We start from the raw sequence: 20,011 nt of genomic DNA, 5'->3' as shown, positions 1-20,011 counted from the left end.
CCACGACTGCCCCACAGCCGCCGACGCCCGCCGGGCTCATCCCTGCTGCAGGTTGGCGATGACCTCGTCCAGGTCGTCCAGCTTCACCAGCACCTCGCGTGGCTTCGACCCCTCCGAGGGGCCGACGACACCGCGGGTCTCCAGGATGTCCATGAGCCGGCCTGCCTTCGCGAACCCGACCCGCAGCTTGCGCTGCAGCATCGACGTCGAACCCAGGTTCAGCTCGACCACCAGGCGGGCGGCATCAATGACCAGTTCGAGGTCGTCCCCGATGTCCTCGGCCGGCTTCGCCGACCCACCGGCGGGCGCCACGACATCCTCGCGGTACTGGGGCTTCACCTGGGTCTTGATGCGGTCGGCGACCTCGCGGATCTCGTGCTCGGTGACCCAGGCGCCCTGCACGCGCACCGGTTTGCCGGCGCCCATCGGCAGGAAGAGCCCGTCGCCCTGGCCCACCAGCTTCTCGGCACCCGGCTGGTCGAGGATGACGCGCGAGTCGGTCATCGAACTGGTCGCGAACGCCAACCGCGACGGCACGTTGGCCTTGATCAGGCCCGTGACCACGTCGGTCGACGGACGCTGTGTGGCCAGCACCAGGTGGATGCCCGCGGCGCGTGCCAGCTGGGTGATGCGGACGATCGAGTCCTCGACATCGCGGGGGGCGACCATCATCAGGTCGGCGAGCTCGTCGACGACCACGAGCAGGTACGGGTAGGGCGCCAGATCGCGTTCCGAACCCTCGGGCAGCTTCACCTGGCCCGCACGGACGGCCTTGTTGAAGTCGTCGACGTGGCGGAAGCCGAAGTTGGCGAGGTCGTCGTAGCGCATGTCCATCTCGCGCACGACCCATTGCAGCGCATCGGCCGCCTTCTTCGGGTTCGTGATGATCGGGGTGACCAGGTGCGGGATGCCCTCGTAGTGGGTCAGTTCGACACGCTTGGGGTCGACCAGGATCATGCGCACCTCGTCGGGTGTGGCACGCATCATGATCGAGGTGATCAGCGAGTTGATGAAGCTCGATTTGCCCGAACCGGTGGCACCGGCCACCAGCAGGTGCGGCATCTTGGCCATGTTGGCCACCATGAAGCCGCCCTCGACGTTCTTGCCCAGTCCCACGGTCATGGGGTGGTGGTCATTGACGGCCTTCGACGAACGCAGCACGTCGCCGAGCGAGACCACCTCTTTGTCCTGGTTCGGGATCTCAATGCCGATCGCGGACTTGCCGGGGATCGGCGACAGGATGCGCACGTCGGGCGAGGCCACCGCATACGCGATGTTCTTGCTGAGTGCGGTGACCTTCTCGACCTTCACCGCGGGGCCGAGTTCGACCTCGTAGCGGGTGACCGTCGGGCCGCGGGTGTAGCCGGTGACCGCCGCATCGATGCCGAACTGGTTCAGCACCTCGGTGAGGCGCCCCACCACCGCGTCCGAGGCTGCCGAGCGTGACTTCGGCGTCGTGCCGGGCTTGAGCAGCGCCGGTTCGGGCAGCATGTACTGCACGTCACCGGTGAGCGTGAGCTGCTCGGCGCGACCTGCGGGTGCCGGGCTGTGCTCGGGTGCGCCGAGGGCTGCGGACGAAGCGGCTGCTGGTGACAACCCCGCCGTGGTGCGCTCCTTCGGCATCGGATCGGGCTCGGCGCCGGCAGTGGGTTCGGGAGCGCTGTTGAACGCATCCAGGTCGAAGACTTCCTCGACCTCGGGGGCAGGGGCTGCCTGCGCAGCGACGGGCTGGCGCGGCGTGGGGGTGACGGGCTCGAACTCGTCGGTCTGCTCGAACAGGTCGAGGCCCTCGTCGTCCTCGGGCGGGTCGGCCAGCAGCGGCGAATCGTAGGCCTCGTCGACCCCGAGCCTGAGCTTCTCGCGGGTGGGGCGTTCCGCGCGGCGCTCCTCGGCGCGCACGCGGAAGGCATGGACCCGCTCCCCCATCTCGGACAACGGCATGCCGATGATGACAATGACGCCGAACAGGGCCAGCAACACCAGCAGCGGCACCGCGACCCAGGTGGTCAGCAGTTCAGTCAGCAGGCTCGATGACAGGTAGCCGAGTGCGCCGCCCGCGGCACGCAGCGCGGGGCCGTCGGCGGGACCGGGCAGGCCCTGGTAGATGTTGACCAGGCCGAGCAGCCCGAACAGGGCGCACAGCCAGCCGATGAGCTGGCGTCCGGTGGTGCCGCTGCGTTCGGGGTGGCGCAGGGTGCGGTAGGCGGTGGCCAGAAAGACCAGTGGCAGCGCATAGCCGAGGGCACCGAACACGGTGGTGAAGCCGACGTGGATCCAGGTGCCCACCGGCTGCGGCAGCCCGTACCAGAACTCGGCGGCCGTGATGATGGCCGTCCCCAGCCAGAACAGGCCCTGGCCGTCGCGGCGCACACCCGGGTCGATGTCATCGACCCCGTCACCCAGGCTGCGGAAGGCATTGCCCACCAGGTGCGCGAGCCCGCGCCACAGGGCGCCGAGGCCGGCGGCGATGGGGTTGGTGCCCTGCCGCACCGGCGATGCCGCCGTGCGGGAACGAGGGGTGGGGGTTTTCTTTCCGGACGACCGCGAACCGGTGGAGCGGCTTGCACTGCTCTTGGCCCGCGGTGGGGAAGACACGCGGGTCGCCATGTTCCGCAGGATACGCCGCGGACTGGGGGGCGGGCGAGCTGCCACGCCGTCCGGGTGGGCACCCCGGGTCTGCGGCAGCCGCGGCGACTCAGCCCCGGAAATGCACCCAGCCCTCGGGGTCCTCGGGCACCTCGCCGTCGACCAGCACGTGCGCCGCGCCGTCCTCGCCCAGGGGCAGCACGCGCCCGATGACGGTCCAGCCGGCGGGGACGAAGCCCTCGTCGAACGTGGCGGCCAATGCCTGGTCCTCGCCGCCGCTGAGGGCAAAACGCAACGGGTCGATGCCCGTGGCCTGGCCGACCACCCGCAGCGGTTCGTCGACGGGCACCAGGGACGAATCGATGTCGATGACCACACCCGAGGCGGCGGCGATGTGGCCGAGGTCGGCGCGCAGCCCGTCCGAGACGTCAATCATGGCGCTGGCGCCGGACTCGGCGGCGAGGCGGCCCTGGCCGTAGGGCACCTCGGGCGAGCGCTGCGCCGCCACGGCAGCGCGCGGCGACCGGAAACCGCGCTGCAGGGTCGTGAGCCCCGCGGCGGCCCAGCCGAGCCGTCCGGCGAACGCCACGAGCTGGCCCGGCTGCGCGCCCGCACGACGCACGGGGGCGAGGCCGTCGGTCTCACCGATCACGGTGACGCAGATGGTGATGTCGCGCGCCGCGGTGGTGTCACCGCCGACCAGCGCGAGCCCGGCCCGTTCGGCCTCGTCGAGCACGCCGTCCATGAACCCCCGCATCCACTGCACCGGTGTCTGCGCCGGTGCGCCCAGGCCGATCACGACGGCGACGGGACGTGCCCCCATCGCCTCGATGTCCGAGGCATTCACCGCGATCGACTTGCGGCCGATGTCGATGGCCTCGGACCAGTCGCGCTTGAAATGGACACCCTCGACGAGCATGTCGGTGCTGACCACGGCTGACCCGCTGACGAGGAAGACCGCACCGTCGTCGCCGGGACCGATCGAGACCGCGGGGGTGGCCGGCACCCGGGCCAGCAGGTCATCGAGCAGGCCGAACTCGCCCACCTCGCCCAGGGTCGCTCCAGCCGCTGTGGTGCCGTCGGTCGGGGTCATCTGTCCTCCAGTGGTTCGGGGTCGCTGCCACGCTACCGTGGGGGCGGGAAACATCCGGCGACGACGGCGACAAGGGACATGATGGGCGAACGCACGGCATCGGCAATCGTGGGCAGGGCGATCGCGGGCAGGGCAGCGGCGGTGCTGCTGGCCTGCAGTGTGCTCGCGGCCTGCTCGGGCAGCCCCGAACTGGCACAGCCCTCGCCCACCGGCGCGGTTGCCACCGAATGCGCTGCGGTGATGGCCGCACTGCCGGGGCAGCTGCTGGGCCAGGGGCGGGTCGGCCTCGAGGGCAACCTCGCCACATGGGGCGACCCGGCGATCAGCGTGCGCTGCGGTGTCGACAAGCCCGCGTCGCTCACCCAGACCAGCCACTGCGACGAGCTCAACGGCGTGGGCTGGTTCACCGAAGAGCCCGGGACGGCCGTGAAGAAGGCCTGGCGCTTCACCACCATCGGGCGCACCGGCTACATCGAGGTCATCGTGCCCGAGCAGTACGAGCCCGCCGGCGATGCCCTGATGGACCTGGGTGCCGCCGTGAAGAAGATGGCTGTGGTGTCCCCCTGCCAGTGAGGGCTCAGCGCAGGCCCAGCGGCCTGGCCAGGGCCAACTGCAGCAGCTCATCGACCAGGTCGGGATAGGCCAACCCGGTCGCCTGCCACAGCTGCGGGTACATCGAGTACTGCGTGAATCCGGGCATGGTGTTGATCTCGTTGACCAGCACCGCCCGCTCGGGGGTGACGAACATGTCCACCCGGGCCAGACCCTCAGCACCCATGGCCTCGAACGTCCTGACCGCCACGGCCTGTGCAGCCGCCTGCAACTCGTCGTCCACCGTGGCGGGGATGTCGAGCGCCACCTGCTCACCGGGCAGGTACTTGGCGTCAAAGTCATAGAACCCGTCGGTGAGCATGCGCACCTCACCCAGCAGTGACGCCCGCGGCGCGGCGCCATCGCGTCCCTGCAGCACGGCACATTCGATCTCGCGCACGCCCGACAGCCCCTGCTCGACGACGACCCGGGGGTCGTGCTCACGGGCCGCCTCGATGGCGGCTGGCAGGTCGGCGGGATCGGTCACCTTCGTGATGCCGATGGACGAGCCAGCGCGGGCCGGCTTCACGAACAGGGGCAGCCCCAGTGGCTGCAGCCCGGCCAGGGTCTCGTCGCGGTGGTGCGTCCAGTCGCTGTCGGTCACCAGCTGCCACGGGCCCTGGGGCAGCTCGAAGCGGGCGAAGGTGGTCTTCATGAGTGCCTTGTCCATGCCGTTGGCGCTCGCGGCGACACCGGAACCCACGTAGCGGATGCCGGCCATCTCGAACAGCCCCTGGATGGTGCCGTCCTCGCCGTAGGGGCCGTGCATCAGGCTCAGGGCAACGTCCACCGTGGCGACGGGGGTGGTGGCACCGACGCGGTGCAGCACTCCCCCGTTGCCCAGCACGACCTCGGGAAAGGAGTCATCGACGGTGGGTAGCTGCCCGTCGACGGTCTTCATGGCCGCTGCGACATCGATCGGCACGAGGGTCCAACGGCCCGCTGAGGTGATGCCGACGGGCAGCACCTCATACCGGTCATGGTCGATGGCTGCGAGCACCCCGGCGGCGGTCAGGCACGAGACGGGATGCTCCGAACTCTTGCCGCCATAGACGAGCAGCACGGTGGTGCGGTCGTGTGCGGTGGTGTCGGTCATGGCAACTCCGTTCGGGTGGGTCAGGAAGGCGGCGGGGTCGTCAGTGGGTGATGTCGGGCCTGCTGGGCACCCGCTGGCTGGTTTTGTACTGCCATCGGCCCGCGGCCGGCGGCTGTTCACCGCCACGCAAGGTCGCGACCAGTTCGGTGAGGGCGTCCTGGATGCGGTCGGTGGCCGCACGGACTGCCTCGTCCTCGAACGGGGTGCCGACATGGGTGCGCAGGTCGTCGACGTCCACGGGCTCGCCGGTGATCACTGAGCAGTGCTTGCGCGGCACCAGTCGCGGCCAGGTGGCCTTGTGCCCCGGCATGATCTCGTGCCCTCCCCAGGTCGCCACGGGGATGAGCGGCCAGCCGCCCTGCAACGCCAGTCGCGCCGCCCCGGGCTGGGCGCTCATGGGCCACCAGTCGGGGTCGCGGGTCTCGGTACCCTCGGGGAAGATGGTCACGGCCCTGCCCTGCTCGAGTGCGTGCTGCGCAGCCACCAGGGCTTCACCGGCGCGGGTCGTACGCCTGAACACGGGGATCTGGCCGGTGCTGCGCGCCAACCAGCCCACCACCGGCACCTTCCACAGTTCAGCCTTGCCCAGGAAGCGTGGCCAGCGTCCCGACCAGATCAGGTACTCGCCCAGGATGATGGCGTCCATGTAGGACAGGTGGTTGCTGACGATGACGATGCCACCAGTGCTCGGCAGTCGCCCGGACGCGTACCAGGTGCGCGTGAACAGCAGCCGCGCCAGCCCGTGGGCGAACCTGCCGAGGCCCCGGTAGACGGGTTCGGCCGGTTCGTGGTTCGCCTCGGACAATGGGAGTCGCTGCCGATCGCTGCTGTCCAGGGACGCCAGCGCCGCCACGGCCTTGCCACTCACGCGCGCTCCTCGGGTTCGTCGGCTGGTGATCACTCCGAGGGTACCGGGCACGGCACGGCAACGCCCGCCGCGACGCGGCCACTAGACTGCCCGCATGGCACGACTGGCGCTCACCCTCGGTCCTCCCCAGCCCGGGGGCGGCTGGTCCGCCGTCACCGACCGGGGCGAACGCCTCGTGGTGCCGGCCACTGCCGCGGCCGGGCTTCGTCCGGTGACCGGGCAGCGCGTACTGGCAGAACTGGACGAGTCACCCTCTGACGGCCGGCCCACGGTGCGGCGCATCACCATCGGCGGCACCAGCGCGGCGCTGCCTGACTGAATCGCAACCGGCCGCCCTCCCCATCGGGAGGGCGGCCGTTGTCATGGCGCGCTACGGGCTCAGCCGGCGGTCTTCACAGGCAGCGTCTTCGGCTTGAAGCTCGGACGGGTCGCCTCATACGACGCGATGTCGGCCTCGTGGGTCAGCGTCATCGAGATGTCGTCCAGGCCCTCGAGCAGGCGGTGACGGGTGAAGTCATCGATCTGGAAGCCGAAGCTGGTGCCATCGGCCAGCGTGATCTCACGGGTCTCGAGATTGACCGTGATTTCGCTGCCGGGGTTGGCCTCGGTGTACGCCCACAGCTTTTCGACAACGTCCTGGCCGACGACGGCCACGAGCAGGCCCGCCTTGCCGGAGTTGTTGCGGAAGATGTCGCCGAAACGGCTGCCGATCACGACCTTGAAGCCGTAGTTCTGCAGCGCCCACACGGCGTGCTCACGCGACGAACCGGTGCCGAAGTCGGGCCCGGCGATCAGCACCGAACCGAACTTGTAGGCCTCCTGGTTCAGCACGAACTCGGGGTCGTTGCGCCAGGCGGCGAACAGTCCGTCCTCAAAACCGGTGCGGGTGATCCGCTTCAGGTAGACCGCCGGAATGATCTGGTCGGTGTCGACATTGCTGCGGCGCAGCGGGACTGCCACGCCGGAATGGTGCGAAAACTTGTCCATGGTGGGTTCCTTCAGGCCTTCAGGTCGGCCGGAGCGCTCAGGTGTCCGGTGATGGCGGTGGCGGCAGCGACGGCGGGCGAGACCAGGTGGGTGCGACCACCCTTGCCCTGGCGGCCCTCGAAGTTGCGGTTGGACGTCGAGGCGGAACGCTCGCCGGGGGTCAGCTGGTCGGGGTTCATGCCCAGGCACATCGAGCAGCCGGCGGCGCGCCATTCGGCACCCGCGTCCAGGAAGACCTTGTCGAGGCCCTCGGCCTCGGCCTCGACACGCACGCGCGCCGAGCCGGGCACGACGAGCATGCGCAGGCTGTCGGCGATCTTGTGGCCCTTCAGCACGCTGGCGGCCAGCCGCAGGTCTTCGATGCGGCCGTTGGTGCACGAGCCCAGGAAGACGGTGTCGACCTTGATGTCGCGCATCGGGGTGCCGGCAGCCAGATCCATGTAGTCCAGCGCACGCTCGGCGGCCGCGCGGTCGACGGGGTCGCTGAACTGGTCGGGGCTGGGCACATTGCCGGCCAGCGGCACGCCCTGGCCCGGGTTGGTGCCCCAGGTCACGAACGGCGTCAGTTCGGCGGCGTCGATCACGACCTCGCGGTCGAACGTGGCGTCCTCGTCGGTGCGCAGCGTCTGCCAGTACTCGACGGCGGCGTCCCAGTCGGCACCCTCGGGAGCATGCGGGCGCCCCTGCAGGTAGTCGAAGGTCTTCTGGTCGGGGGCGATCATGCCGGCCTTGGCGCCCCACTCGATCGACATGTTGCAGATGGTCATGCGACCTTCCATCGACAGCGACTCGATGGTGGTGCCGCGGTACTCGACCATGTAGCCCTGGCCGCCGCCGGTGCCGACCTTGCTGATCAGCGTCAGCACCAGGTCCTTGGCGGTGACGCCGTCGGGCAGGTCACCATTGACGGTGACCGCCATGGTCTTCGGCTTGGCCTGCGGCAGCGTCTGGGTGGCCAGCACGTGCTCGACCTCAGAGGTGCCGATGCCGAAGGCCAGCGCACCGAACGCACCGTGGGTCGAGGTGTGGGAATCGCCGCACACGATCGTCATGCCCGGCTGGGTGATGCCCAGCTGGGGGCCGATGATGTGCACGACGCCCTGGTCCTTGTCACCCAGCGAGTGGATTCGCAGGCCGAATTCCTCGGCGTTCTTGCGCAGGGTGTCGACCTGGGCCCGGCTGACCGGGTCGGCGATGGGGGCGAGGATGTTGAGCGTCGGGGTGTTGTGGTCCTCGGTGCACAGCGTGTTCTCAGGACGACGGACCTGGCGCCCGGCGAGCCGGAGTCCGTCGAAAGCCTGCGGGCTGGTGACTTCATGCACCAGGTGCAGGTCGATGTACAGCAGGTCGGGTTCACCCTCGGCCTGACGGACGACATGTGCGTCCCAGAGCTTCTCGCTCAGCGTCTTGCCCATCACCACTCCGTAGTCGGTGCCGGTGCCGCCGTGCGGCAGACAGCATGCTTGGATTTCAATGCATACAGCCTAGGTTGCCATTTCAATTGGTGAGACCGTAGTCTCACTACATGGACGAAAGCTCTGGTGTCGGCGTACTCGACAAAGCAGCCCTGGTGCTCAGCGCCCTCGAAGCGGGTCCGACGACCCTGGCCGGTCTGGTGACCTCGACGGGCCTGGCCCGCCCGACGGCCCACCGTCTGGCCGTGGCCCTCGAACACCACCGCCTGGTGGGGCGCGACCTGCAGGGTCGCTTCGTGCTTGGCCCACGTCTGGCCGAACTGGCCGCCGCCGCCGGCGAGGACCGGCTGCTCGCGACCGCTGGTCCCATTCTTGCGCGTTTGCGCGACATCACCGGTGAATCGGCCCAACTGTTCCGCCGCCAGGGCGATGTGCGCATCTGCGCCGCCGCGGCCGAGCGTCCCTCGGGGCTGCGCGACACCGTTCCCGTGGGATCGTCGCTGACGATGACCGCAGGTTCTGCCGCCCAGGTGCTGCTGGCCTGGGAGGACGCCGAGCGCATGCAGCGCGGGCTGAACCAGTCGAACTTCTCGGCAGTGGCGCTGGCCGGCGTGCGTCGTCGCGGCTGGGCGCAGTCGGTGGCCGAACGCGAACCGGGTGTGGCCTCGGTCTCCGCGCCGGTGCGGGCCCCCTCCGGCAAGGTCATCGCCGCCGTCTCGGTCTCGGGCCCCATCGAGCGCCTGACCCGCCAGCCGGGACGCCTGCACGCCGCTGCTGTCATGTCGGCCGCCGAGCGACTGTCGGATGTGCTGCGCCGCGCTGCCGTCACAGAGTGAGCTGAAGACAGTGAGCTGAACACACAGCGGCCCGTCCCAGATCTGGGACGGGCCGCTGTGGTGTGGTACCCCCGACCGGATTCGAACCGGCGCTACTGCCGTGAGAGGGCAGCGTACTAGGCCGCTATACAACGGGGGCGAGCTAGAGAATCGTAGCGGATGCCTGCGCATCCGGCCAAATCACTCTGCTGCGTTGGGGTACTAGGACTCGAACCTAGAACAAATGAACCAGAATCATCCGTGTTGCCAATTACACCATACCCCAGCGGCTGCGATTGGCCCGCTGACCAGCCCCTTCGGGGCAGGTGCCGCACCGTTCGCAACGACGACTAACTCTAGAGGATGGTCGCCCGAGGATTCAAATCGAGTGCTCAGGGCGTGGTCGTGGCCACCTTGAGCCGCCTGCCAAGCCACCAGGTGGCCAGGGCCACGAGCGCGAAGCCGAGCACATCGACCAGCGCCTCTTTCGGGCCGATCGACTGCACCGCACGGGTGCTGGCGACCGAACCACTGAAGACCGCATAGCCGAAGGCGAACACGTTGTTCGCGACGTGGGCGGCAATGGCCGCCTCGAGTCCGCCGGTCAGCACGACCAGCAATGCGGCCAACAGCCCGAAGGCGAACCGGTCGACGAACAGCCACACGTTCTGCACACCATGGAACATGGCGAACACAAATGCCGACGCGACGATGCCGACCCACTTGTGCCGCGACAGTGACCCGATCCCCTGCAGCAGGTAACCGCGGAAGAAGAACTCCTCGCCGGCCGCCTGTAGCGGCGAGAAGACCACGATGGCCAGCACCCACCACCACCAGCCGTCCGGCACGCTGAACTGCGGCACGCTGCCGGCATCGACCCAGAGGACGACGTTCAGGATCAGCGCCGCCACCGGGAGCGCCAGCAGCAGGTAGCGCCACCGCATGCCCGGCTGCACACTGCCCAGGAATGACCCCGGGCGACGGTGCCACAGCGCCACCATTGCCAGCGAGATCGGGATCAGCATTGCCAGCGCGACGTGTCCCGCCACCAGCCCCAACGGCATCTCATAGCCGCGCGCCCGCCCGAAGTACTCGGTGTAGCTGCCCGGGCGTCCCTGGAACAACCAGAACAGCCAGACCAGCCCCTGGTTCACCAGCGGCACGATCAACGCATACCCGAACAGGGCGAAGGCCAGCCCGAACCAGCTGCGCACCGGCCAGAACCCGCGACCACGGAGCACCTGGGTGTAGGGCACCCCCGAATCGGGCGCACTGATGGGCTGGGTCGGGCCACCGAACGGCAGCACGGGGTCGTGCGCCGCCAGCTGACGGGACGCCGGGGCGGGGTGGTCCTGGGTCACTCGTCCTCCGCCACGACGCCGTTGGTCAGGGTGCCGATGCCCTCAATCGTGATGCTGACCTGCTGGCCCGGCACCATGGCCGCCACACCGGCCGGCGTCCCGGTCAGGATCACGTCGCCGGGCAGCAGCGTGGTGAAGCCGGAGATCCAGCTGATCAACTGGGCGATGCCGTGCACCATCTGGTCGGTGTTGCCGTCCTGCTTGAGCTCACCGTCGAGCGTGGTGCGCACCGACAGCGCCGAGGCCTCTGCCAGGTCAAGGTGGGTGACGATCCATGGGCCCAGGGGGCAGAAGGTGTCCGAGCCCTTGGCCCGGGCCCACTGCGGTTCCGCCTGCTGCAGGTCGCGGGCGGTGACGTCATTGGCAATCGTGTAGCCGAAGATGAGTTCGGCGGCACGCTCGACGGGCACCTGCTTGCCGATACGTCCGATGACGACGGCCAGTTCGCCCTCGAAGTGCAGCGCCTCGCTGTCCGCCGGCCGCACGATCGAGTCCCCCGGCCCGATGACCGTGGTGTTGGGCTTGAAGAAGATCAGCGGCGCCTGCGGCACCTCGTTGCCCAGTTCGGCGGCATGCGCGGCATAGTTGCGCCCCACCCCGACGACCTTCGACCGTGGGATGACCGGCGCCAACAGCCGCGCGTCGGCCAGGGAGTGCCTCGCCCCGGTGTAGTTGACGGGGCCGGCGAGCGGGTCGCCGGTCAGTGTGGCCACGGTGTCGGGGTGCTCGGCACCGTCCTCGGCGAGTTCGACGATGCCGAACGCAGGGTCCTGGCCGGGCAGGGAGTATCGGGCAATGCGCATGGCCGCAGCCTATCCGGGCATACTTCCACACATGACTTCATTCGACGTGGTCGACCTCATCCGCGCCAAGCGTGATGGGGCCCAGCTCACCGAGGAGCAGATTGACTGGCTCATCCGCGCCTACACCGACGGCATCGTGGCCGATGAGCAGATGTCGTCGATGGCCATGGCTCTGTTCTTCCGGGGCCTTGACGACCGGGAACTGTCCACCTGGACCAATGCCATGATCAACACCGGCGAGCGCCTTGACTTCTCGGGCCTCTCGCGCCCGACCGCCGACAAGCATTCCACCGGTGGTGTCGGTGACAAGATCACGCTTCCGCTGGCCCCCCTGGTGGCCGCCTGTGGGGTGGCCGTCCCCCAGTTGAGTGGACGAGGGCTGGGCCACACCGGCGGCACCCTCGACAAGCTCGAGGCCATCCCGGGTTGGCGGGCCAACCTGACCAACCAACAGATGCTCGACCAGCTCGAGGACGTCGGCGCCGTGATCTGCGCGGCCGGCTCGGGGCTCGCACCGGCAGACAAGAAGCTCTATGCACTGCGCGATGTCACCGGCACCGTCGAATCGATCCCGCTCATCGCCAGCTCGATCATGAGCAAGAAGATCGCCGAGGGCACCGGCGCACTGGTGCTCGACGTGAAGGTCGGCTCGGGCGCGTTCATGAAGACCCACGAGGACGCCGCCGAACTGGCGCGGCGCATGGTGGCCCTCGGCAAGGCCGCCGGGGTGAAGACCACCGCGCTGCTGACCCGCATGGACACCCCACTCGGCCTGACCGCCGGCAACGGACTGGAGGTCGCCGAATCGGTCGAGGTGCTGGCCGGTGGCGGCCCCGCCGACATCATCGAGCTGACCCTTGCGCTTGCCCGCGAGATGGTGACCGCGGCCGGGGTCGACGTCGACCCTGCCGACAAGCTCGCCGATGGCTCTGCCATGGACCACTGGCGCCGGATGGTCGCCGCCCAGGGTGGCGACCCCGACGCCCCGCTGCCGACGGCGAAGCATGTCGAGGTGGTCACCGCGGGCGCCGACGGTGTGCTGGCGAGCCTGGACGCGATGGCCGTGGGCATCGCCGCGTGGCGGCTCGGTGCCGGCCGCGCGCGCAAGGAGGACCCCGTGCAGGCCGCAGCAGGCGTCGTCCTCAGGGCCAAGCCGGGTGACCGGGTGCGTGCCGGCGAGCCGCTGTTCGAACTGCACACCGACACCGAGGCCGCCGTACCCCGGGCGGTCGAGGCGCTGCAGGGTGGTTGGACCATCAGCGCCACCGCCCCCGTGACGGCGCCGCTGGTCATCGAGAAGGTCAGCTGACCCCGTCAGGCGTAGTGCTTGACCAGCCCATAGAGGTAGGCGTCCGACAGCGCCTCCCACGAGGCCTCGACCACGTTGGTGCCCAGCCCCACCGTGGTCCAGGTCTCGTCCTCGTTCACGGTGTCGATGAGCACCCGCACGAGTGAGTCGGTGCCCTGCCCCTGGTCGATGATGCGCACCCGGTAGTCGACGAGCTGGTAGTGCTCGACCGACGGGTGCTCGGGGTGCAGCGCCCGGCGCAGGGCCACGTCGAGGGCCGCGAGCGCGCCATTGCCGTGCCCGGCGAACGTCTGGCCGCCCAGGTGGATGGTGGCGACCGAGTCGCCCGCACCAGAGGCGTCGTGGGTCGTCGAGACGGTCCAGGTGTCGACCTCGTAGGGCTTGTCGAGCAGGCCGAGCTCATCGCGCAGCAGCAGCTCGAAGCTGGCATCGGCGGCCTCGTAGGAATAGCCCTCGGCCTCGCGCTGCTTGATCCGGTCGGCGACCCTGGCGGCGGCCTCACGGTCGTCCAGCTCGATGCCCAACTGCTCGGCCTTGATCTGCACATTCGCGCGCCCGGACATGTCCGAGATCAGCATGCGCATGTCATTGCCCACCAGCGCGGGGTCGACATGCTGGTACAGGTTCGGGTCGACGCGGATGGCGCTGGCATGCAGGCCAGCCTTGTGGGCGAACGACGAGCGACCCACGTACGGCTGGCGCGGCTGCGGCGACTGGTTCGCGATCTCGGCGATCGCGTGGCTGATCCGGGTGAGCGACTCCAGGCCGCTTCCGCCCAGCACGTCCCAGCCGTACTTCAGCTGCAGGTTGGCCACCACGGTCGACAGGTCGGCATTCCCGGTGCGCTCGCCATAGCCGTTGATGGTGCCCTGCACGTGCATCACACCGGCCTCGAGCGCGGCCATCGAGTTGGCGACGGCACAGCCAGTGTCGTTGTGGCAGTGGATGCCCAGGTCGACGCCGATGGCTGCGGCAGCAGAGACGATGTCGCCCATCTGGCTGGGCAGCATGCCGCCGTTCGTGTCGCAGAGCACGACCACCTCGGCCCCCGCCTCGGCAGCGGTGCGCACGACCTCGAGGGCATAGTGGCGGTTGCGGACGAACCCGTCGAAGAAGTGCTCGCAGTCCAGGAAGACCGACTTGCCCTCGCTGACCAGGTGGCGCACGGTGTCGCTCACCATCGCAAGGTTCTCGTCCAGGGTGGTGCGCAGCGCCTGCTCGACGTGGCCGTCGTGCGACTTGGCCACGAGGCAGATCACGTCGGTGCGGGCATCCCGCAGCGCCGCCACCTGGGCGTCATCGGCGGCCCTGCCACCGGCCTTGCGGGTCGACCCGAACGCCACCAGCTGGGCATTGCGCAGCGTCAGTTCGTCGGCGGCGGCCTGGAAGAACGCGGTGTCATTGGGGTTGGCCCCCGGCCAGCCACCCTCGATGTGGCTCACGCCGAGCTCGTCGAGCAGCGTGGTGATGCGCAGTTTGTCGGCGACCGACAGGCGCAGGCCCTCTTGCTGGGCACCGTCGCGCAAGGTGGTGTCATAGATGTGCACCCGTTCAGGCGCCACTGGGCTGGTCGTCATCGAGTCTCCAGGTCTGGGCTTGTTCTTCGCAAACATGGTTCGTCGCAAACCACTGATCATTCAGTGTGTCCCCGCCGTGGGCAGTTGCGACGTGACGTCCGTCACGTGGGACGTCCTTGCGACGTCCGTCACGTGGGACGTCCTTGCGACGTCCCACGTGGGACGGCCTTGCGGCCCGGCGGCCGGTTGAGATGCCGACGGCGCTGCCCCGCCGCGGGTCCTAGGCTTGCCCCCATGAACCAGACCCCCACCATCGCAGTCATCGGCGGCGACGGCATCGGCCCCGAGGTGACCACCGAGGCGCTCAAGGTGCTCAAGGCCACCGTCGGTGAGCAGACCTTCAACTTCGTCGACTACGACCTGGGCGCCAGCTACTGGCAGCGCACCGGCGAGGTGCTGCCCGATGCGGTGCTCGAAGAACTGAAGGGCGTCGACGCGATCATCCTCGGCGCCGTCGGCGCCGCCCCCGGGTCGAAGGACATCCCCAGCGGCCTGCTCGAGCGCGGCCTGCTGCTCAAGCTGCGGTTCGCCCTCGACCACGCCATCAACCTGCGGCCCAGCGTGCTCTACCCCGGCGTGGCCACCCCCCTGGCCCCGTCCGTGGTCGAGGGCAGGACCATCGACTTCGTCGTCGTTCGTGAAGGCACCGAGGGCCTCTACTGCGGCAATGGCGGCGCCGTGCGCGTCGGTACCCCGCACGAGCTGGCCACCGAGGTCAGCGTCAACACCGCCTACGGCGTCGAACGGGTCGTCCGCGACGCGTACGAGCGGGCGACACGCCGCCGCAACAAGCTGACCCTGCTGCACAAGCACAACGTGCTGGTCAACGCCGGTGGCCTCTGGAACCGCGTCTTCACCGAGATCGGCGCCGAGTACCCGGGCGTGCAGACCGACTACCTGCACATCGACGCCGCCATGATCAAGATGGTGGTCGACCCCGCACACTTCGACGTGATCGTCACCGACAACCTGTTCGGCGACATCGTCACCGACCTGGCCGCTGCCGTCACCGGTGGCATCGGCCTGGCCGCGTCGGCCAACATCAATCCGAGCCGCGAGTTCCCCTCGATGTTCGAGCCCGTGCACGGTTCTGCCCCCGACATCGCCGGCCAGCAGATCGCCGACCCGACCGCAGCCATCAGCTCGATGGCCTTGCTGCTCGACCACCTCGGTCGGCGCGAGGATGCCACCCGCATCGAGGCCGCCGTGCACGCCGACATCGCCTCGCGCGGCACCACGAAGCGCTCGACCAGCGCCGTCGGTGATGCCATCGCCGCAGCTGTCTGAACAGCACCACCGCACAAAATTCCTGCACTACCAGCACCCGGGTAGCTCTTATGTGCAAGAGCCACCCCAGCGACACACGGCGAAGATCACGCGGCTAGTGTGATCCCACACGCTTGCGTCCTCGACACAGCGCGACGTGGGGCCGGTCACAGGGTCCGCAGAGCCCGCGGACATCCGACCTGTGACCGGCCCCACGTGGCAGTCATGGCGCACATACTCAGTCGCTGACAAAGGAGCTGCACTCATGAGCTACGTCATTGGAATGGACTTCGGCACCCTGTCCGGACGCGCCATCGTCGTCAACGCCGAGAACGGCGAGGAGGTCGGCACCGCGGTCATGGACTACCCCAGTGCCGTGATCGACCGGGAGCTGGCCGGCAAGAAGCTGCCCCCCGATTTCGCCCTGCAGGACCCGCAGGACTACATCGACGTGCTGAAGTTCACCATTCCCGAGGCCGTCAAGCAGGCGGGCATCGACCCGGCCGAGATCAAGGGCATCGGTCTGGACCACACCTCGGCCACGGTGCTGGTCACCACCGAGGACGGCACGCCGCTGAACCAGCTGGACGAGTTCAAGGACAACCCGCACGCCTGGATCAAGCTGTGGAAGCACCACGGCGGCCAGGACCAGGCCGACCGCATCGTCGCCCTTGCCGAGGAGCGCAACGAGGACTGGCTGGGTCGCTACGGTGGCGTGCTGTCCTCAGAGCTGCTGATGCCAAAGGCGCTCGAAACCCTCGAGAAGGCCCCGGAGGTCTTCGCCGCCGCCAAGCACATCGTCAACGCGCTGGACTGGATCCCGTGGCAGCTCACCGGCAACCTCGCCTACGCCGAGGGCGACTCGGGCTACAAGCGCCAGTACCAGGACGGCGCCTACCCGTCCAAGGAGTACCTGAAGGCGCTGAACCCTGATTTCGAGAACGTCTTCGAAGAGAAGATGCCCGCGCAGATCGTGCCGCTGGGCGCCCCCGTCGGCACCCTGACGCAGGAATGGGCCGATGCGCTGGGCCTGGGCACTGACGTCACCGTCGCGTCGGGCAACATCGACGCGCACGTCACCGCGACCGCAGCCAAGGCGGTCGAGCCCGGCCAGCTGACCGGCATCCTCGGCACTTCGGTGTGCTGGGTCGTTTCGGGTGAGGACTACAAGGAGGTGCCCGGCACCTTCGGCATCGTCCACGGTGGCATCGTGCCCGGCTACTGGGGCTTCGAGGGCGGCCAGACTGCCGTCGGCGACATCTTCGCGTGGTTCGTCGACAACTGCGTGCCCGGCTCGTACCAGGCCGAGGCCGACGAACGTGGCATCAGCCTGCACGACCTGCTCACCGAGAAGGGCGCCGCACAGGAGGTCGGCGAGCACGGCCTCATCGCCATCGACTGGCACAACGGCAACCGCTCGATCCTGGCTGACGCCAACCTGTCGGGCATGATCCTCGGCCAGACGCTGCTCACCCGCCCCGAGGACCAGTACCGTGCCATTCAGGAGGCCTGCGTGTTCGGTGCGCGCGTCATCATCGAGAACTTCGAGGAACATGGCGTGCACATCAGCGAGATCGTCGGCGCCGGCGGCCTGCTGAAGAACACCTTCCTGATGCAGCTCTACGCCGACATCACCCGTCGTCCGCTGTCGGTGGCCACCTCGTCGCAGGCCCCCGCACTCGGTGCAGCCATCTACGCCGCGGTCGCCGCAGGCATCTACCCTGACGTGTTCGCTGCGTCCGAGGCGATGGGCGGCAAGGAGGACAACAAGTACGTGCCCAACGAGGAGCGTGCCGCCAAGTACGACCGGCTCTACGCCGAGTACAAGAAGCTGCACGACTACTTCGGCCGCGGCGGCAACGAGGTCATGCACACGCTGAAGCAGATTCGCCGCGAAGCGACCGAGGGCAAGTGATGACTGCACTCGCTGACTACACGCCCGAACAGCAGCAGCTGATCCAGCAGACCCGTGAGGTGGTGGCAGCCCTGCACGCAGAGCTGCCCCGCAACGAGCTGGTGGTCTGGACCGCCGGCAACGTGTCGCAGCGGGTCAAGGGACTTGACCTGTTCGTGATCAAGCCGTCCGGGGTCAGCTATGACGAGCTGAGCGCCGAGACGATGGTCGTCTGCACCCTGGATGGCCAGAAGATCGACGACGGCACCCCGGACGAGTTGAAGCCCTCGAGCGACACCGCGGCGCATGCCTACGTCTACGCCAACATGGACAGGGTCGGCGGTGTGGTGCACACGCACTCGACCTATGCCACCGCCTGGGCGGCGCGCGGTGAAGAGATTCCCTGCGTGCTCACCATGATGGGTGACGAGTTCGGTGGGCCGATCCCGGTCGGGCCGTTCGCCATCATCGGGGACGACTCGATCGGGCGCGGCATCGTCGAGACGCTGAAGGACTCGCGGTCGCGGGCAGTGCTCATGCAGAACCATGGCCCGTTCACGATCGGGTCGGACGCCAAGGATGCGGTGAAGGCCGCCGTCATGGTCGAAGAAGTCGCCCGGACGGTGCACATCTCGCGCCAGCTGGGTGAGCCGATCCCGATACCCCAGCAGTTCATCGACCAGCTCTACGACCGCTACCAGAACGTCTACGGACAGAAGTAGCGGCACAGGACACGAACGGCACGGAGCCAGGACGACCACTCGTCCGGGCCCGGTGCTGTGTGCATCGGTCAGGCGGCTGGCCTACTGCGCGTCGGCCTTGATGACCTCGGTACCGGTAGCCTTCTCGGTCGCCGTGCCGGAATAGCGGCTGATGAGGCTGGACAGGTCGACACCGGTGGTGTTCTTGATCAGCTCCATGGTCTGCACCACGTTGTCGGTGACCTGCTTGGGCAGCGCCGCCGCACCATCGGTCGAGACAACCGTGAGTTTGTCGATCGACGCCATCGGTGCGGCCACCTTTTCGGCGACCTGCGGCAGCACCTCGACGAGCATCTGCAGCACGGCGGCCTCGTTGTAGGCCGCGAAGGCCTGCGCGCGCTTGTTCATGGCCTCGGCCTCGGCCTGGCCGGTGGCCAGGATGGCCGACGCCTGCGCCTCACCCTCGGCACGGACCGCCTCGGCCTCGGCGATACGACGTGCCTTCTCGGCCTCACCGCGACGGGCACCCTCGATGGCCTCGGCCTCTGCCAGCGCGGCACGACGCGACTTGTCACCCTCACCGGTCAGGCGTGCGGTCTCAGCCTCAGCCTGTGCACGGGCGATCGCAGTGGCCTTGGCGGCCTCGGCCTGGAAGATGTCGGAGTTCTTGCGGCCCTCGGCCTCAGTCTCGATGCGGTACCGCTCGGCGTCGGCGGGCTTGCGCACCTCGGTGTCGAGCTGGCGGTCCTTCAGCGCCGCCTGGCGCACGGCCACCTTCTCCTGCTCCGTGAGGATGGCCTGGTCCCGGTCGGCCTGCGCCAGCGGGCCCGATGCGGCCGCGGTCGCGGCAGCGGCGTCCGTCTCGGCCTTGATCTCTGCGGTCTTCAGCATCAACTCACGCTGGCTGATCGCGATCTGCTGCTCGGCGGCGATGCGGGCCTGCTCGGCCTCCTGCCGCGCGGCTGATTCGGCCACCGAAGCGACCTGCTGCACCTTGGCGGCCTCGGGGCGCCCGAGGTCGCTGAGGTAGGAGCCGTCATCGGTGATGTCCTGGATCTGGAACGTGTCGAGCACCAGGCCCTGGCCCGTCAGTGACGACTCCGACTCGTCGGCCACACGCTGCGCGAACGCCGCACGGTCACGAATGATCTGCTCGACGGAGAGCGAGCCGACGATCGAACGCAGCGAGCCGGCCAGGGTCTCCTGGGTGAACGTCTCGATCTCGTCCTGCTGGCTCAAGAATCGCTGGGCGGCAGCGCGGATGGAGTCCTCATTGCCGCCGACCTTGACGATCGCCACGCCATCGAGGTTGAGCTTGATGCCCTGGCCCGACACAGCGCCACGGATCTGCACCATGATGCGGCGGCTCGACAGGTCGAGCACGTGCAGCCGCTGCACGAAGGGCACGACGAAGACGCCGCCGCCCATGACGACCTTCTGGCCGGACAGGTCGGTCGAGACGACGCCGGTCTCGGGGTTGCGCACCTCACGACCCTTCTGGCCGGTGACGATGTAGGCCTCATTGGGGCCGGCAACTCGGTAACGGCTGATCACCAGGACGACGATCAGGATCAGCAGCAGCACAAGTGCGCCGATCGCTATCCACGTGGTGGGCACGGTTTCTCCTCAGGGTTCGGTGGGGTTCGTGG

17 protein-coding genes and 2 tRNA genes are annotated in these 20,011 nt (G+C 68.7%); 7 read left to right on the top strand and 12 right to left on the bottom strand.

Annotated features, from left to right (window positions below; all coding sequences use genetic code 11):
• Positions 1-36: 36 nt before the first annotated feature.
• Both ACQCX5_RS00275 and ACQCX5_RS00270 read right to left on the bottom strand, forming a co-directional pair.
• Positions 37-2,607: a DNA translocase FtsK 4TM domain-containing protein gene (locus ACQCX5_RS00275; protein WP_434540030.1), complete on the bottom strand. Its 2,571-nt coding sequence runs from the start codon at positions 2,605-2,607 to the stop codon at positions 37-39.
• Positions 2,608-2,695: 88 nt separating this feature from the next.
• The gene (locus ACQCX5_RS00270) at positions 2,696-3,679 is read right to left on the bottom strand and encodes a thiamine-phosphate kinase (protein WP_434540029.1); all 984 of its coding nucleotides are present in this window, start codon (positions 3,677-3,679) and stop codon (positions 2,696-2,698) included.
• Between the two features lie 81 nt (positions 3,680-3,760).
• Between ACQCX5_RS00270 and ACQCX5_RS00265 the strand changes: the two genes are divergently transcribed.
• Positions 3,761-4,252, top strand: a complete 492-nt coding sequence (locus tag ACQCX5_RS00265; protein ID WP_434540028.1) for a DUF3515 domain-containing protein — start codon at positions 3,761-3,763, stop codon at positions 4,250-4,252.
• Between the two features lie 4 nt (positions 4,253-4,256).
• Here the strand turns inward: ACQCX5_RS00265 and ACQCX5_RS00260 are convergent, their stop codons facing one another.
• Together ACQCX5_RS00260 and ACQCX5_RS00255 are read right to left on the bottom strand one after the other, a co-directional pair.
• Positions 4,257-5,366: a D-alanine--D-alanine ligase family protein gene (locus ACQCX5_RS00260; protein WP_434540027.1), complete on the bottom strand. Its 1,110-nt coding sequence runs from the start codon at positions 5,364-5,366 to the stop codon at positions 4,257-4,259.
• A 40-nt stretch (positions 5,367-5,406) separates the two neighbouring features.
• Entirely contained in the window at positions 5,407-6,234 is an 828-nt protein-coding gene (locus tag ACQCX5_RS00255) for a lysophospholipid acyltransferase family protein (protein WP_434540026.1), read from the bottom strand.
• Between the two features lie 94 nt (positions 6,235-6,328).
• On the opposite strand from ACQCX5_RS00255, the gene ACQCX5_RS00250 reads away from it, so the two are divergent.
• A complete protein-coding gene (locus ACQCX5_RS00250) occupies positions 6,329-6,553 on the top strand; it encodes a hypothetical protein (protein WP_434540025.1) in 225 nt (74 codons plus the stop codon).
• 59 nt (positions 6,554-6,612) lie between these two features.
• Here the strand turns inward: ACQCX5_RS00250 and leuD are convergent, their stop codons facing one another.
• A complete protein-coding gene (gene leuD, locus ACQCX5_RS00245; protein WP_434540024.1) occupies positions 6,613-7,221 on the bottom strand; it encodes a 3-isopropylmalate dehydratase small subunit in 609 nt (202 codons plus the stop codon).
• 11 nt (positions 7,222-7,232) lie between these two features.
• Positions 7,233-8,636 carry a 3-isopropylmalate dehydratase large subunit gene (gene leuC, locus ACQCX5_RS00240; RefSeq protein ID WP_434540023.1) on the bottom strand — a complete coding sequence of 468 codons (1,404 nt, stop codon included), beginning with the start codon at positions 8,634-8,636 and terminating at the stop codon, positions 7,233-7,235.
• A 110-nt stretch (positions 8,637-8,746) separates the two neighbouring features.
• Here leuC and ACQCX5_RS00235 point away from each other — a divergent pair, with 110 nt between their 5' ends.
• Positions 8,747-9,472 carry an IclR family transcriptional regulator gene (locus tag ACQCX5_RS00235; protein ID WP_434540022.1) on the top strand — a complete coding sequence of 242 codons (726 nt, stop codon included), beginning with the start codon at positions 8,747-8,749 and terminating at the stop codon, positions 9,470-9,472.
• 63 nt (positions 9,473-9,535) lie between these two features.
• Here the strand turns inward: ACQCX5_RS00235 and ACQCX5_RS00230 are convergent.
• The 4 genes from ACQCX5_RS00230 to ACQCX5_RS00215 all read right to left on the bottom strand — a co-directional run bounded on the left by ACQCX5_RS00230 (position 9,536) and on the right by ACQCX5_RS00215 (position 11,615).
• Positions 9,536-9,611: transfer RNA gene (locus ACQCX5_RS00230), tRNA-Glu, on the bottom strand.
• 54 nt (positions 9,612-9,665) lie between these two features.
• Positions 9,666-9,737 (bottom strand) — tRNA-Gln (locus ACQCX5_RS00225).
• 106 nt (positions 9,738-9,843) lie between these two features.
• On the bottom strand, positions 9,844-10,812 hold the full coding sequence (locus ACQCX5_RS00220; protein WP_434540021.1) for a lysostaphin resistance A-like protein: 969 nt from the start codon (positions 10,810-10,812) through the stop codon (positions 9,844-9,846).
• Positions 10,809-11,615 (bottom strand): fumarylacetoacetate hydrolase family protein, encoded by an 807-nt coding sequence (locus ACQCX5_RS00215; RefSeq protein ID WP_434540020.1) that lies wholly within the window; start codon positions 11,613-11,615, stop codon positions 10,809-10,811. Before ACQCX5_RS00215 ends, ACQCX5_RS00220 begins: the two co-directional genes overlap by 4 nt.
• 31 nt (positions 11,616-11,646) lie before the next feature.
• Here ACQCX5_RS00215 and ACQCX5_RS00210 point away from each other — a divergent pair, with 31 nt between their 5' ends.
• Positions 11,647-12,924 carry a thymidine phosphorylase gene (locus ACQCX5_RS00210; RefSeq protein WP_434540019.1) on the top strand — a complete coding sequence of 426 codons (1,278 nt, stop codon included), beginning with the start codon at positions 11,647-11,649 and terminating at the stop codon, positions 12,922-12,924.
• 5 nt (positions 12,925-12,929) lie between these two features.
• Here the strand turns inward: ACQCX5_RS00210 and cimA are convergent, their stop codons facing one another.
• A complete protein-coding gene (gene cimA, locus ACQCX5_RS00205) occupies positions 12,930-14,501 on the bottom strand; it encodes a citramalate synthase (RefSeq protein ID WP_434540018.1) in 1,572 nt (523 codons plus the stop codon).
• Between the two features lie 234 nt (positions 14,502-14,735).
• On the opposite strand from cimA, the gene ACQCX5_RS00200 reads away from it, so the two are divergent.
• From ACQCX5_RS00200 to ACQCX5_RS00190, 3 genes are all read left to right on the top strand, one after another.
• Entirely contained in the window at positions 14,736-15,788 is a 1,053-nt protein-coding gene (locus ACQCX5_RS00200; protein WP_434540017.1) for a 3-isopropylmalate dehydrogenase, read from the top strand.
• A gap of 244 nt (positions 15,789-16,032) precedes the next feature.
• Positions 16,033-17,682: a ribulokinase gene (locus tag ACQCX5_RS00195; RefSeq protein ID WP_434540016.1), complete on the top strand. Its 1,650-nt coding sequence runs from the start codon at positions 16,033-16,035 to the stop codon at positions 17,680-17,682.
• Complete coding sequence (locus ACQCX5_RS00190) at positions 17,682-18,383, top strand: L-ribulose-5-phosphate 4-epimerase (RefSeq protein ID WP_434540015.1); 702 nt, start codon at positions 17,682-17,684, stop codon at positions 18,381-18,383. Before ACQCX5_RS00195 ends, ACQCX5_RS00190 begins: the two co-directional genes overlap by 1 nt.
• Positions 18,384-18,464: 81 nt before the next feature.
• On the opposite strand, the gene ACQCX5_RS00185 is transcribed toward ACQCX5_RS00190, so the two are convergent.
• Positions 18,465-19,979 (bottom strand): flotillin family protein, encoded by a 1,515-nt coding sequence (locus ACQCX5_RS00185; protein WP_434540014.1) that lies wholly within the window; start codon positions 19,977-19,979, stop codon positions 18,465-18,467.
• Positions 19,980-20,011: the final 32 nt, after the last annotated feature.

The sequence above is a fragment of the Aestuariimicrobium sp. G57 genome, from assembly GCF_050110855.1.
Classification (GTDB): Bacteria; Actinomycetota; Actinomycetes; order Propionibacteriales; family Propionibacteriaceae; genus Aestuariimicrobium.
This window is presented reverse-complemented; position numbering and strand designations above follow the sequence as displayed.

Bases quoted from the DNA above. Each gene is read 5' to 3' on its own strand.
- ACQCX5_RS00275 (WP_434540030.1), bottom strand. From the start codon at position 2,607: ATGGCGACCCGCGTGTCTTCCCCACCGCGGGCCAAGAGCAGTGCAAGC.
- ACQCX5_RS00270 (WP_434540029.1), bottom strand. From the start codon at position 3,679: ATGACCCCGACCGACGGCACCACAGCGGCTGGAGCGACCCTGGGCGAG.
- ACQCX5_RS00265 (WP_434540028.1), top strand. From the start codon at position 3,761: ATGGGCGAACGCACGGCATCGGCAATCGTGGGCAGGGCGATCGCGGGC.
- ACQCX5_RS00260 (WP_434540027.1), bottom strand. From the start codon at position 5,366: ATGACCGACACCACCGCACACGACCGCACCACCGTGCTGCTCGTCTAT.
- ACQCX5_RS00250 (WP_434540025.1), top strand. From the start codon at position 6,329: ATGGCACGACTGGCGCTCACCCTCGGTCCTCCCCAGCCCGGGGGCGGC.
- leuD (WP_434540024.1), bottom strand. From the start codon at position 7,221: ATGGACAAGTTTTCGCACCATTCCGGCGTGGCAGTCCCGCTGCGCCGC.
- leuC (WP_434540023.1), bottom strand. From the start codon at position 8,636: ATGGGCAAGACGCTGAGCGAGAAGCTCTGGGACGCACATGTCGTCCGT.
- ACQCX5_RS00235 (WP_434540022.1), top strand. From the start codon at position 8,747: ATGGACGAAAGCTCTGGTGTCGGCGTACTCGACAAAGCAGCCCTGGTG.
- ACQCX5_RS00215 (WP_434540020.1), bottom strand. From the start codon at position 11,615: ATGCGCATTGCCCGATACTCCCTGCCCGGCCAGGACCCTGCGTTCGGC.
- ACQCX5_RS00210 (WP_434540019.1), top strand. From the start codon at position 11,647: ATGACTTCATTCGACGTGGTCGACCTCATCCGCGCCAAGCGTGATGGG.
- cimA (WP_434540018.1), bottom strand. From the start codon at position 14,501: ATGACGACCAGCCCAGTGGCGCCTGAACGGGTGCACATCTATGACACC.
- ACQCX5_RS00200 (WP_434540017.1), top strand. From the start codon at position 14,736: ATGAACCAGACCCCCACCATCGCAGTCATCGGCGGCGACGGCATCGGC.
- ACQCX5_RS00195 (WP_434540016.1), top strand. From the start codon at position 16,033: ATGAGCTACGTCATTGGAATGGACTTCGGCACCCTGTCCGGACGCGCC.
- ACQCX5_RS00190 (WP_434540015.1), top strand. From the start codon at position 17,682: ATGACTGCACTCGCTGACTACACGCCCGAACAGCAGCAGCTGATCCAG.